This window comes from Streptomyces luteolifulvus (assembly GCF_008806595.1).
Taxonomy (GTDB): domain Bacteria; phylum Actinomycetota; class Actinomycetes; order Streptomycetales; family Streptomycetaceae; genus Streptomyces; species Streptomyces luteolifulvus.
The window spans coordinates 1-13,018 of record NZ_VZRB01000001.1 but is presented as its reverse complement, the minus strand read 5'-3'; the positions used below and the strand labels follow the sequence as shown (position 1 = coordinate 13,018).

The 13,018-nt window shown below is 71.9% G+C and carries 12 protein-coding genes and 2 rRNA genes; 2 read left to right on the top strand and 12 right to left on the bottom strand.

From position 1 onward, the window contains the following. Positions 1-203: 203 nt before the first annotated feature. From F7R91_RS00070 to F7R91_RS00050, 5 genes are all read right to left on the bottom strand, one after another. Positions 204-968 carry a hypothetical protein gene (locus F7R91_RS00070; protein ID WP_150943095.1) on the bottom strand — a complete coding sequence of 255 codons (765 nt, stop codon included), beginning with the start codon at positions 966-968 and terminating at the stop codon, positions 204-206. Between the two features lie 20 nt (positions 969-988). Beyond that, positions 989-2,731 (bottom strand): DNA repair protein RecN, encoded by a 1,743-nt coding sequence (gene recN, locus F7R91_RS00065; RefSeq protein WP_191971290.1) that lies wholly within the window; start codon positions 2,729-2,731, stop codon positions 989-991. 137 nt (positions 2,732-2,868) lie between these two features. Beyond that, positions 2,869-3,774 (bottom strand): NAD kinase, encoded by a 906-nt coding sequence (locus F7R91_RS00060; RefSeq protein ID WP_150943093.1) that lies wholly within the window; start codon positions 3,772-3,774, stop codon positions 2,869-2,871. Further along, positions 3,771-4,586 (bottom strand): TlyA family RNA methyltransferase, encoded by an 816-nt coding sequence (locus F7R91_RS00055; RefSeq protein ID WP_150943090.1) that lies wholly within the window; start codon positions 4,584-4,586, stop codon positions 3,771-3,773. Before F7R91_RS00055 ends, F7R91_RS00060 begins: the two co-directional genes overlap by 4 nt. Before the next feature lie 55 nt (positions 4,587-4,641). Then, entirely contained in the window at positions 4,642-4,944 is a 303-nt protein-coding gene (locus tag F7R91_RS00050) for a hypothetical protein (protein WP_150943088.1), read from the bottom strand. Between the two features lie 42 nt (positions 4,945-4,986). Here F7R91_RS00050 and F7R91_RS00045 point away from each other — a divergent pair, with 42 nt between their 5' ends. Beyond that, positions 4,987-5,334, top strand: coding sequence for a sterol-binding protein (locus F7R91_RS00045; protein WP_150943086.1), 348 nt, complete (start codon positions 4,987-4,989; stop codon positions 5,332-5,334). Here the strand turns inward: F7R91_RS00045 and F7R91_RS00040 are convergent. From F7R91_RS00040 to F7R91_RS00025, 4 genes are read right to left on the bottom strand one after another with little or no spacing between them, the layout of a single operon-like run. Next, entirely contained in the window at positions 5,318-6,190 is an 873-nt protein-coding gene (locus F7R91_RS00040) for an ABC transporter ATP-binding protein (RefSeq protein WP_150943084.1), read from the bottom strand. The two genes, F7R91_RS00045 and F7R91_RS00040, sit on opposite strands and share 17 nt — an antisense overlap. Then, entirely contained in the window at positions 6,187-7,251 is a 1,065-nt protein-coding gene (locus F7R91_RS00035) for a FecCD family ABC transporter permease (RefSeq protein ID WP_150943082.1), read from the bottom strand. The genes F7R91_RS00040 and F7R91_RS00035 overlap by 4 nt, the downstream gene beginning before the upstream one ends. After that, positions 7,248-8,291, bottom strand: coding sequence for a FecCD family ABC transporter permease (locus F7R91_RS00030; RefSeq protein ID WP_150943080.1), 1,044 nt, complete (start codon positions 8,289-8,291; stop codon positions 7,248-7,250). Before F7R91_RS00030 ends, F7R91_RS00035 begins: the two co-directional genes overlap by 4 nt. 44 nt (positions 8,292-8,335) lie before the next feature. Continuing rightward, complete coding sequence (locus F7R91_RS00025; RefSeq protein WP_150943078.1) at positions 8,336-9,373, bottom strand: HAD hydrolase-like protein; 1,038 nt, start codon at positions 9,371-9,373, stop codon at positions 8,336-8,338. Between the two features lie 74 nt (positions 9,374-9,447). Here F7R91_RS00025 and F7R91_RS00020 point away from each other — a divergent pair, with 74 nt between their 5' ends. Next, positions 9,448-10,740, top strand: a complete 1,293-nt coding sequence (locus tag F7R91_RS00020; protein ID WP_150943076.1) for a DUF1015 domain-containing protein — start codon at positions 9,448-9,450, stop codon at positions 10,738-10,740. Positions 10,741-10,821: 81 nt separating this feature from the next. On the opposite strand, the gene F7R91_RS42440 is transcribed toward F7R91_RS00020, so the two are convergent. The 3 genes from F7R91_RS42440 to F7R91_RS00005 all read right to left on the bottom strand — a co-directional run. Then, the gene (locus tag F7R91_RS42440) at positions 10,822-11,625 is read right to left on the bottom strand and encodes a tetratricopeptide repeat protein (protein WP_225320495.1); all 804 of its coding nucleotides are present in this window, start codon (positions 11,623-11,625) and stop codon (positions 10,822-10,824) included. 1,088 nt (positions 11,626-12,713) lie between these two features. Next, a 5S ribosomal RNA gene (gene rrf, locus F7R91_RS00010) occupies positions 12,714-12,830 on the bottom strand. A gap of 104 nt (positions 12,831-12,934) precedes the next feature. After that, positions 12,935-13,018: ribosomal RNA gene (locus tag F7R91_RS00005) — 23S ribosomal RNA — on the bottom strand; the annotation flags it as partial.

Genomic DNA, 13,018 nt, shown 5'->3' with positions numbered 1-13,018 from the left:
GAAGGTATCGAGCGGAGGGGTGTACCGCGCGCTTCCTACGCGTACTGCGTTCTCCGTCAAGGATGCCAGGCCGTACGGGTGTTCCGGGAACGCCGGGAGCCGGACACCCTGACCGCGCGGCACGCCGGGTCACTCACACGAGTGAGGGAAGGCCCCCTTCCGGATGCCTCCGTCGTCCCAACGGGCCGAACCCGCCCGGCACTTCACGTCCCGCCCAGCGACCGCGCGCCCGCACTGACCTTGTGACCGCACGCAGCCGCGGCGACGACTGCGGCGGCATGCGCCAGCAACCCGGCCCTGCCGTTGCCCAGGACGACGGCGGCCCCCAGAGCCGCGCCCAGCGCATGGGCACCCGTGTCACCGATCATCACGCGCTCACCGAGGTCGTCCGGCAGCACCGCCGCGGCGGCTCCCATGGCGGCGGCGGAGAGCTCGGCACCGGTCCCCTTGCGCAGCAGTCCGGGCGCTCCGAGGGCGAGCACGGCACCGGCGGCCCGCCCCGGCCGCACGTCCACGAGGTTCACGAAGTGCGCAGCCCCGGCGATGACCACCCCCGCCAGCAGCCTGTCGAGGGGCCGCTCCTTGAGAACCGCGCCCGCAAGGAGCCCCGCGCCGGCAACCCCGAACAGCTTGACCGCCCCGCTGGTGATCTCCCCGTCCCGGAGCGCCGAGAGGTGTGCTCCGAACCCGCGCCGGGGATCGCCCGCACCGGCGATGTCGTCATAGGCCCCGCAGGCACCGGCGACGAGCACCGCGAGCCCGGCGGCGGGGTGGACCCGTGCCGATCCGGCCGCGAGCGCGACGGCGGTCGCCGGCCCCGCGGACAACTCGACGGTCCGCCCCGCGTAGTTCTTCCGCTCCCAGCGTTCGCGGCCGCCGGGGGCCCTGGTCCGCAGGGCGGTGATGCCGGCCCGGGTGAGGGCCGCCGCGAGGCCGAACGAGGTGGTTCGTGGCGCGCGTTTGATCATCCCGTCACTCCAGGAGGCCGCTATGCGTCGGCCCGGGCCGTGGCCAGCAGTTCCTCCGCGTGGGCCCGCGCGGTCTCCGAGTCCTCCTGGCCGGCCAGCATCCGGGACAGCTCCCGGATCCGCTCCTCCCCTTCGAGCACCTTCACGCCGGACCGTGTGACCGAGCCGTCGTTGGTCTTCTCCACCAGCAGCTGCCGGTCGGCGAACGCCGCCACCTGCGGCAGATGCGTCACCACCACGACCTGCGCGGTCTTCGCGAGCCGGGCGAGCCGGCGTCCGATCTCCACCGCGGCCTTGCCGCCCACACCGGCGTCGACCTCGTCGAAGAGATACGTCGGCACCGGATCCGTCCCCGCGAACACGACCTCGACGGCCAGCATCACCCGGGAGAGCTCACCACCGGAGGCCCCCTTGGCGATCGGCCGCGGCGGCGCCCCCGGATGCGGGGCCAGCAGCAGCTCGACCTCGTCGACACCCGACGGTCCGTACGCCACCGTGCGCCCGCCGACCTCGACGCCCTCGGGGTCCTCGGTCTGCCGGATGGCGAACGACACGCGCGCGTGCGGCATGGCCAGCGAGGCCAGCTCGGCGGTCACCGCGGCCGCGAACCGCTCCGCCGCCTCCGTCCGTGCGTCGCTCAACGCCTGTGCCAGACCGCCCAGTTCGGCCCGCAGCGCATCCCGCTCGGCGGTCAGCTCGTCGATCCGCTCGTCGTCGCCGTCGAGCTCGATCAGACGCGCGGCGCCCTGCTCGGCCCAGGCCAGCACCGTGGCGACGTCCTCGCCGTACTTCCGGGTGAGGGCGCCCAGCGCGGCCCGCCGTTCCTCAACGGCCGCCAGCCGCAGCGGATCCGCGTCGAGGTCGTCGGCGTACCCCGCCAGCTCTCCCGCCACATCGCCCAGCAGAATCCCGATCTCCCCGATCCGGTCGGCGAGCGCGGCGAGCGCCGGATCGTGCGACCGCACGGCGTCCAGGGCCCGCTGTGCGCCGGCGACGAGCGTCGAGGCATCGACGCCCTCCGGGTCCTCGGGGTTGCCCGCCAGAGCGGCGTGCCCGGCCGTCGCGGCGGACGCCAACGCCTCCGCGTGCCCCAGCCGCTCCGCCTCCTCGGCCAGCTCCACGTCCTCACCGGCACGCGGTTCGACCCCGGCGATCTCGTCGAGCCCGTAACGGAGCATGTCGGCTTCCTGTGCCCGTTCACGCGCGCGCATGGTGATCTCGTCGAGCTCGACGGAGACGGCCCGCAGCCGCCGGTACGCCTCGGTGTACTTGGCCAGCGGCACGGCGACGGCGTCCCCGGCGTACCGGTCGAGCGCCTGCCGCTGCCGGGACAGCTTGAGCAGCCCCTGCTGGTCGGTCTGCCCGTGCACGGCCACCAGGTCGTCGGCCAGCTCGGAGAGCAGCCCCACGGGCACGGAACGCCCGCCCAGATGCGCCCGCGAGCGCCCTTCGGCGGAAACGGAACGGCTGATCAGCAGCGCACCGTCGTCGAGCTCGGCGCCCGCCTCCTCGGCCCGTACGACGGCCGAGGCACCGAAGGGCACGGCGATCCGCCCCTCCACGACCGCCTTCTCGGCACCGATCCGCACGAGCGCCGGGTCCGCGCGCCCGCCCAGCAGCAGCCCCAGGCTGGTGACCACCATGGTCTTGCCCGCACCCGTCTCACCCGTCACGGCGGTGAATCCGGGCGACAGCTCGACGACCGCGTCGTCGATGACTCCGAGCGACCGTATCCGCATCTCCTCCAACACGGACACGACCATACGAGGTAGGGGCGCGGATATGCGAGGCACCCTGTCACCCGGGCGAGTGGACCCACCTGAAGGGGCGCGGGGAATTGCGCGACAAGCCACAAACCACCCGCGCCCGCCGTCACTGACGAGCCACCCCTTGCAGATGGCTAGTGCGGCGCCCCGCGCCACCCGGAAACGGGCAACGCAAACTTCGCGACCAGCCGATCCGTGAACGACGCATGATGCAACCGAGCCAGCCGCACCGGCACGGCCCCCCGCCGCACCTCGACCCGCGCGCCCGGCGGCAACTCCACGGTCCGCCGCCCGTCGCACCACAACACCCCCGGCGGAATATGAGGCAGCACCTCCACCGCGAGCACAGAATCGGGCGAAGTGACCAGTGGCTTCGCGAACAGCGCATGCGCGGAGATCGGCACCATCAACAGCGCCTCCACCTCCGGCCACACCACAGGTCCGCCCGCGGAGAACGCATACGCCGTGGAACCGGTCGGAGTGGACAGCACGATCCCGTCGCACCCGAAGCCGGTCACCGGCCGGCCGTCGATCTCCAGCACGACTTCGAGCAGCTTCTCCGCGCCGGCCTTCTGCACGGCCGCCTCGTTCAGCGCCCAGTCCGTGTGCACGATGTCCCCGTTGCGGTGAACGACGACATCGACGGTCATCCGCTCCTCGACCTCGTACGACTTGGTCACCACCCGGTCGACGACCTTGTCGAGGTCGTCCCGCTCGGCCTCGGCGAGGAAGCCGACCCGCCCCAGGTTGACGCCGAGCATCGGCACCCCGGACGCCCGGGCGAACTCCGCGCCACGCAGCAACGTCCCGTCGCCGCCCAGCACGATGAGCAGCTCACACCCGTCGAGGCACTGCGGAGTGGCCTCCTTGACGAGCTCCACCTCGTCCGGCAGCGGCAGGTCGCGCGCCTCGTACTCCAGGACGCGCACGCCGATGCCCTCCCGCAGCAGCCCCTTCACCACGAGTTCGGCGCTGCGGATGGCGGCGGGCCGCCCCGTGTGGGCGAGCAGGAAAACAGTACGAGCTCGGTTCTCTGTCAACGCGGCCCCTCCGCCACTGCACGGTCAACATCGGCCGGGTCGAGTTCCGGTGCCCCGGCCCGCAGCCACAGAAAGTATTCGACATTGCCCGACGGCCCGGGCAGCGGACTTGCGGTGACCCCCTGCACCCCGAGCCCGAGTTCCCCGGCCCGCCCGGCCACGCCCCGCACGGCCTCGGCCCTCAGCTGCGGGCTGCGTACGACTCCCCCGCTGCCCAGCCGTTCCTTCCCCACCTCGAACTGCGGCTTGACCATCATCACCAGGTCGGCGTCCGGCTTCACGCACCGCACCAGGGCGGGCAGGACCAGCCCGAGCGGGATGAAGGACAGATCCCCCACGACAAGATCCACAGGCTCCCCATCGATCGCTTCAAGCGTCAACTCGCGTACGTTCGTACGGTCCTTGACGGTGACGCGTTCATCGCTCTGAAGAGACCAGGCGAGTTGCCCGTACCCGACGTCGACGGCGACCACGTGGGAGGCTCCCGCGCGCAGCAGCACATCGGTGAATCCCCCGGTGGACGCCCCCGCGTCCAGGGCGCGCCGGCCCTCGACCACGAGGCCCCGCGGCACGAACGCCGCCAGCGCGCCCGCGAGCTTGTGGCCGCCCCGCGACACGTAGTCGGGATCCGTCTCGTCGGCGGCGACCACGATCGCGGCCGCGGTCTCCACCTGCGTGGCGGGCTTGGTCGCGACGGTCTTGCCGACGGTGACCCGCCCGGCGGCGATCAGCTGGCCGGCATGCTCGCGCGAGCGCGCGAGCTTCCGGCGGACCAGCTCCGCGTCGAGACGGCGGCGTGCGACTCCTGCCACGTTCGGTTCAGCTCCTGCCTTCGTACGGCAATCAAAAGGTACGCCCCGAAGGGTCTCATTGAGGGGCGGCGGTCGGGTGACGGGTGGGAACCGGAGGTCCCGGGCGGGCGTCGAGCGCGGTGAGCGCGTCGCGCAGCCCCCTGTGTACATCCTCGTACACCTCAAGGTGTCCGTCCGTGGCGAGGTGGTCGGCGTCGGCCAGGCGCTCCAGCTGGGCGTCCACTTCGGCATGGCCGGTGGGGGTGCGGGGCACGTTCAGCGGGGCGGGGGCGGCGGGATCGGGGTCGGGGTCGACCGGACCACCCTCCGGAACCACCTCTTCCACCGGAATCGTGGCCTCGGGCACAGAGTCGCTCATGCCCAGACGCTACCCCGAACCGCTGGGGTACCGTCGATCTCGATGGCCACGATCGAGGAGTGCCGCGACGCACTCGAAAAGCTCTCGGACAACATGCAGCGTGCCGAAGGGGGCATCCGCACCGCCGCAGCCCTGGACCGCTCGGTGAGCTGCCACATCACCGACCTGGACGTCACCTTCGCCGGCCGCATGGCGGGCGGGCGGATCCAGGTGCACGAGACGCTCCAGGGGCCGCCCCGCGAGAAGGCCCAGATCAGACTGAGCATGGCCGGCGACGACCTGGTCGCCCTGGTCGACGGCGGGCTGAACTTCGCCAAGGCCTGGGGCTCGGGCCGGGTGAAGTTGCACGCGGGCGTGCGCGACCTGCTGCTCCTCAGGAAGCTTCTGTAGCGGCGACCTTCGCTTCCGTACGCGCCCTGCGCGCCGCCGGCACCACCAGCGGCGTCCCCGTCTCCGGGTCGTCGATGACCTGGCAGCGCAGCCCGAAGACCTCCTCGACCAGCTCGGCCGTGACGATGTCGTTCGGCGCACCCTCGGCGATGATCCGCCCGCCGCGCAGCGCGATGAGGTGCGTGGCGTACCGGGCGGCGTGGTTGAGGTCGTGGAGGACGGCGACCAGGGTGCGGCCCTGCTCCTCGTGCAGCTCGGCGCACAGGTCGAGGACGTCGATCTGGTGCTGGATGTCGAGGTAGGTGGTCGGCTCGTCGAGGAGCAGCAGCGGCGTCTGCTGGGCGAGCGCCATCGCGATCCACACGCGCTGCCGCTGACCGCCCGACAGTTCGTCGACGTAGCGCTCGGCGAGGTCGGCGACTCCGGTCTGGGCCATCGACTCCCGCACGACCCGCTCGTCCTCGGCCGACCACTGGCGCAGGATGCCCTGGTGCGGATAGCGGCCTCGGCCGACCAGGTCGGCGACGGTGATGCCGTCCGGCGCGATCGACGACTGCGGCAGCAGCCCCAGCGTCCGCGCGACCTTCTTCGCCGGCATCGACTGGATGACCTGACCGTCGAGCAGCACCCGGCCCCGGCTCGGCCTGAGCATCCGCGACAGCGCCCGCAGGAGCGTGGACTTGCCGCACGCGTTCGGACCGACGATCACGGTGAAGGAGCGGTCGGGTATCCCCACCGACAGCTGCTCGGCGATGACCCGCTGGTCGTAGGCGAGGGTGACGTTGTCGGCGGACAGACGGTTCACGGTGCTCCTTCGGTTGTTCAGCCCGCTGCGGGTGGTGCGGTCGGCGCTCATATCCGGCCCGCCCGTCGCTCGGTGACCAGCAGCCACAGCAGATAGACGCCGCCGAGCACGCCGGTGACCACGCCCACGGGCAGCTGGTCGGCGCCGAAGACCCACTGGGAGATCCAGTCGGCGGTGACCAGCAGGGCGGCACCCATGCACAGGGAGGGCAGCAGGTTCGGGCCGGGTGAGCGGGTCAGCCGCCGGGCGAGCTGCGGCGCGGTGAGCGCCACGAAACTGACGGGGCCGCAGGCGGCGGTGGCGGCCGCGGTGAGCAGCACGGCCGCGGTCATCAGCAGCAGCCGAACGCGCTCGACGCGTACCCCGAGCGCGTACGAGACGTCGTCGCCCATCTCCATCATCCGCAGCCCCCGCGCATTGACGAGGACGAGCGGTACGAGCACGGCGCACAGCACGAGCAGCGGCCACACCTGGGACCAGTCACGGCCGCTGAGGGAGCCGGTCATCCAGACGACGGCACGGGATGCCTCGATGATGTCGGAGACGGTGAGCAGATAGCCGTTGACGGCCGTGAGGACCGCGGACACACCGATCCCGACCAGCACCAGCCGATAGCCGTGCACACCCTGTTTCCAGGCGAGGAGATAGATCGCGAGCCCGGTCGCCAGGCCGCCCACCAGCGCCCCGAGCGTGACCTGTGCCGCGTCGCCGGACATCAGAACAATCACCACGAGCGCCCCGGCCGTCGCCCCCTGCCCGAGGCCGAGCACATCCGGACTGCCCAGCGGATTGCGGGAGATGGACTGGAACAGCGCCCCGCCCAGGCCGAGCGAGGCACCGACCAGAAGCCCGACGAGGACCCGCGGCAGCCGCAGCTCGTTCACGATGAACTCCTGCCCGGGATTGCCGTCGCCGAGGAGGGTCTTGAGCACGTCGGCGGCCGGTATGGGGAAGTCGCCGGTGCCGATCAGCACGACGCTCGCGGCCAGGGCGGCGAGCAGCAGCAGTACGACGACGGTGAACGCGCGGACGTCCAGGCGGACGGACAGCCCGCCCGGGGTCCTGATGGCACGGGTAGCACGGAGGGCACGGTCGGCCCGGGTGATCCTCACAGCTGCGCCGTCCTCCGCCGTCGTACGAGAAAGATGAAGACCGGCCCGCCGATGATCGCGGTGACGATGCCGACCTGCAGCTCCGAGGGCCGGGCGACGACCCGGCCGATGACGTCGGAGCCGAGCAGCAGCACGGGCGACAGGATCGTCGCGTACGGCAGGATCCAGCGCAGGTCGGGGCCGGTGAAGGACCGTACGACGTGCGGGACCATCAGGCCGACGAACACGATCGGCCCGCATGCCGCCGTCGCGGCGCCGCACAGCACGGTGGCCGCGAACATGGACAGCGCGCGGGTGCGGTTCAGATGGGCGCCGAGGGCCTTCGCGGTGTCGTCACCCATCGCCATGGCGTTCAGCGGCCGGGCGAGGCCGAGGGCGAGCAGCGTGCCGGCCGCGAGGAAGGGCAGCACCTGCAGGATGGTCGCGTCGGTCGCCGCGGACAGTGAACCGACCGTCCAGAAGCGCATCTTGCCGAGCGCGGCGTCGTCCGTGATCATCACGGCCTGGAGATAGCCGTAGAGCGCGGCGCTGATCGCGGTGCCGGCGAGCGCGAGCCGCACCGGTGTGGCACCCCGGCTGCCGCCGAGGAACCAGACCAGCGCCCCGACCGCGGCCGCGCCGAAGAAGGCGAACCACACATAGCCGGTCAGCGAGGTGACGCCGAAGTAGGTGATGGCGGTGACGACCGCGGCGGACGCGCCCGCGTTGATACCGAGTAGTCCGGGGTCGGCCAGCGGATTGCGGGTCAGGGCCTGCAGCACGGCTCCGGAGAGGCCGAGCGCCGCTCCGGCGAGCAGCCCGAGAACCGTCCGCGCCAGACGCTCGTCGACCACGACGTCGCCGTAGGTCCCCGAGTCCTGGAACAGTCCGTGCCACACCTGTTCCAGGGACAGCTCCTTCGCGCCGATCGCGATGCTCGCCAACGCGACGAGCATCAGGATCACGACGGAGACGAGCAGCCCAAAGGCACGTATCGCCCGGCGAGTTGGGGGCGCGGGGGCGGTCTCCGCGCGCTGTTCGGGAGGAGTGTCGACCAACACCCAGTAAGGTTAGCCTACCCTCGCAATTCGTTGAACAAGGGAACTCATAGCCCCAGCCGGGCGAGAGCCTTCCCCGAATCCAGCTCGCACACTCCCTCCCCGGCCGCCGTCCAGGCCGCCGCGCACAACGCCCGCAGGCCGTCCAGGGCCTCGCCGTCGCCCTCCAGCTCCAGCCGCTCGGCCCCCGCCGTCGCCGTCCAGCCGCCGCACCGGAAGCCCTCGCCGTCCTCGGTGACCTCGGTGACCTCGGGCTGGCTCGTGAGCAGTCCCCGCAGATCGGCGTCGACATACGTCGGCCGGTGGTGCGGCGGAGCGGCGAGCAGCTGCGCGCCGTCGGTCACGCCGGTCAGGACGAGCAGCGAGTCGACGTCCCCGTTGAACGCGCCCTCGATGTCCGTGTCCAGCCGGTCGCCGACCACCAGCGGCCGCTCGGCCCCGGTCCGCAGAACCGTCTCGCGGTGCATGGGCGGCAGCGGCTTGCCCGCCACCTGCGGCTCGGCACCGGTGGCGATCCGGACGACCTCCACCGCCGCGCCGTTGCCCGGCCCGATCCCGCGCGCGCCGGGAATCGTCAGATCAGTGTTGGAGGCGAACCACGGAACCCCGCGCGCGATGGCGTAGCACGCCTCCGCGAACCGGCCCCAGGTCAGCTCGGGCCCGCCGTACCCCTGCACCACCGCCGCCGGACCGTCGTCCGCCGAGTCGACCGGCTCCAGCCCGCGCTCGCGCAGCGCCACCCGCAGCCCCTCCCCGCCGATCACCAGCACCCGCGCCCCCTCCGGCACCTGCTCGGCGATCAGCCGGGCGACCGCCTGCGCCGAGGTGATGACGTCGGACGCGCCCGTCGGTATCCCCAGTTCGGTGAGATGACCGGCCACGGCGTCGGGCGTCCGCAGCGCATTGTTGGTGACGTACGCGAGATGCATCCCGCCCGCCCGCGCCGTGGCGAGGGAGTCCACCGCGTACGCGATCGCGTTGCCGCCCGCGTACACCACGCCGTCCAGGTCGAGCAGCGCCGTGTCGTACGCCTCGCTCAGGGCCTGGCCGCTGCCCTCGGGCCTCGTCCTGACGCTCCGGCTCATTCCACATCGCTCCTCGTTCGCTCGCTTTCCCCCGATCATCCCGCATGCCACTGACACACACGTACGATGCCGGGATGAACACAGCAGGTCACTCGGAAGCAACGGCGCGCCGAGGCCTGGAACTCACCCCGTTCCGAGGCCTTCGCTACGACCCCGACCGGGTCGGCAGCCTGGCCGCCGTGACGTCCCCTCCGTACGACGTCGTCGTCCGCCCCGACGGCCTGTACCACCTCCAGTCCGCCGACCCGTACAACATCGTCCGGCTGATCCTCCCCCAGGCCACCACCCCGAGCGCCCGCAGCGAACAGGCGGCGGCCACCCTGCGGCGCTGGCTGTCCGAGGGAATCCTGACCGCCGACCCCGAACCGGGCCTGTACGTCTACGAACAGCGCGACGGCGGGGGCATGCTCCAGCGCGGGATCATCGGCATCCTGCGCCTGTCGGACCCGTCCGAGGGCGTGGTCCTGCCGCACGAGGACGTCATGCCGCACGTGGTCGCCGACCGCGCGGCCCTCATGCGCGCCACCTCCGCCAACCTCGAACCCCTGCTCCTGACGTACCGGGGCGACAACCCCGCGGCCGCCGCTGCCGAGGCGGTCGAGGACGCCGTCGGTCGGCCGCCGCTCCTCGCGACGACCACGGAGGACGGTTTCAGCCACCGGCTCTGGTCCATCACCGACCCGGAGACCGTGGCCGGTATCCAGTCCGACCTGGCCCGGCATCAGGCCCTCATCGCCGACGGCCACCACCGCTGGGCAACGTACAGGCGTCTACGCGCGGAGCACACCGCTCCCGGCCCCTGGGACTACGGCCTGGTCCTCCTCGTCGACACGGCCCGCTACCCGCTCCGCGTCCGCGCCATCCACCGACTGCTGCACGGACTGCCGGTGAGCGAGGCCCTGGCCGCCCTCGACGGCCTGTTCCAGGTCCGCAGGCTCGACGTGCCCCTCCCGGCAGCACTGGAGGCCCTGGCTGACGCGGCCTGCGTCGGCAACGCCTTCCTTCTCGCCGGCGACGGCGCCTTCCACCTGGTGGACCGTCCGGACCCGGATCTCCTGGACCGTACGATCCCGGCGGACCGCCCCACGGCCTGGCGCACCCTCGACGCGACCGTCCTGCACGCCACGCTCCTCGAACACGTCTGGCACATCCCCGAGGACTCCCCCGCCCACATCGCCTACATCCACGACACGGCCGCCACGGTCGAGAAGGCGGAACGCGACGGCGGTACGGCCGTCCTGATGCACCCGGTCCGGGAGGAGGTCGTCCGCGACCTCGCCCGCCAGGGCGTCACGATGCCCCGCAAGTCGACCTCGTTCGGCCCGAAGCCGGCGTCGGGACTGGTGCTGCGGGCACTGGACGTGTGACGTACGAACTGGACCCATGAGATACGAAAGGGGCGGGACCCCGGCTCGGGATCCCGCCCCTTCACAGCTCACTGATCGGCGTCAGTTCTTGTCGCCGTCGGCGTCGCCGTCATTGTCGTTGTCGTCCTTGTCGCCGTCCCCGGCGTCCTCCGTGGACGCCTCCGGCGTGTCGCCGTCCTCGGTCTCGTCGCTGTCGGCCTCGCTCTCGTCGAAGGCGTCGACGAACTCCACACCGTCCAGCTCGGCGAGCCGGTCCGAGGCATCCGTGCTGCCGTCCTTGTCCGCCTCGACGGCCTTGGCGAACCACTCCCGCGCCTCGTCCCGCCGGCCGGCCGCGAGCAGCGCGTCCGCGTACGCGTACCGCAGCCGCGCGGTCCAGGGCTGTACGGAGCTGGAGGCGAGCTCGGGGCTCTGCAGTGTGACGATGGCCGCGTCGAGCTGCCCCATGTCGCGCCGGGCGCCGGCCGCGACGAGCCGCATCTCCACCTGCCCGGCCTTGTCGAGCTTGTGCACATCGGGCGCCCCGGCCATGTCCAGCGCCTTCTCCGGCCGCCCGAGCCCACGCTCGCAGTCGGCCATCACGGGCCACAGCTCCGCACTGCCGGTCATCCGCCGCGCGGCCCGGAACTCGGCGAGCGCCTCACCGTACTTCTGGTTCGCGTAAGCGGCGAAGCCGGCCGCCTCACGCACGGCCGCGACGCGCGACGCCAGCCGCAGGGCCACCCTGGAGTAGCCGTACGCGCCCTGGGGGTCCTCGTCGATGAGCCGCGCGACCATCACCAGGTTCTTGGCGACGTCCTCGGCGAGCGTCTTGGGCAGGCTCTGCAGCTCCTGCCGTACGTCCTTGTCGATCTCGTCGCCCGAGACGTCCTCGGGGATCGGCAGCCGCTTGATCGGCTCGCGGTCGCGGTCACGGTCCCGCTCGTCGCGGCCGCGGAATCCACCGCGTCGGTCGTCGCGACCGCCACGGTCGTCCCGGCCACGGAAGCCACCGGGGCGGCCGCCGCGGTCGTCCCGCCGTCCGTAGCCGCCACGGCCGCGGTCGTCACGACCACGGTCGTCGCGGCCACGGAACCCTCCGCGGTCTCCGCGGCTGTCGTCGCGACGGAAGCTGCTGCGGTCGCCGCGGTCCTCACCACGGCGGTCGTCACGGCGACCGTAACCGGCACGATCGTCGCGGCGGTCGTCACGGCGATCGTCACGGCGTCCGTAGCCGCGGTCGTCAGAACGGCGGAAACCGGAACGCTCGCCCTCGCGGCGGTCATCACGGCGGTCATCACGACGGTCGTCCTTGCGGTCGTCGCGCCGGCCGTAGCCGGCCGGCTCTCCGCGGTGGTCGTCCCGGCGGAATCCACCGCGCTCGGCGCGATCGCCACGGTCATCGCGACGGAAGCCACCAGTACGGTCGTCACGGCCACGGAAGCCGCCGCGGTCACCGCGGTCATCGCTACGACGGTCATCGCCGCGACGGTCATCACGGCGACCGTAACCAGCACGATCGTCGCGACGGTCGTCGTCACGGCGGAAACCACGCCGGTCGTCATCACGACGGAACGGGGGACGGTCGCCGTCCCTGCGGAACCCACGGTCGCGGTCGTCACGGCGAGGGCCGCTCGGGCGGTCGTCGCGCCGGCCGGCACCCCCGCGGTCGCCACGGTCGTCACGGCCACGGAAGCCGCCGCGGTCGCCGCGGTCATCGCTACGACGGTCATCGCCGCGACGGTCATCACGGCGACCGTAGCCACCGCGGTCGCCGCCACGGTCGCTGCCGCGGTCGTTGCCACGACGCGGGCCCCCACGGAACCCGCCACGATCACCGCGGTCACCACTGTCCCGTCGCCGCTGGTCGCGCTCCGGTCGGTCGTCGGGAGAGTTGGTGGACATCGGTGACTCCTGTCTTCGGTACCGCAAGTGTAAAAACAAAGGACCCCTGGTCCCAGCTGAACGCTGGGACCAGGGGTCCTCCAAAGATTGTTCGGCGGCGTCCTACTCTCCCACAGGGTCCCCCCTGCAGTACCATCGGCGCTGTAAGGCTTAGCTTCCGGGTTCGGAATGTGACCGGGCGTTTCCCTCACGCTATGACCACCGAAACCCTGTTGGTTTCGAGCGAACAAGCACACTCTTCAGTTGGATGTTCTGCTCAAAGCCGGCAACGGTCGTTGCCTCAGAACAAACACAGTGGACGCGAGCAACTGAGGACAAGCCCTCGGCCTATTAGTACCAGTCAGCTTCACCGGTTGCCCGGCTTCCACATCTGGCCTATCAACCCAGTCGTCTA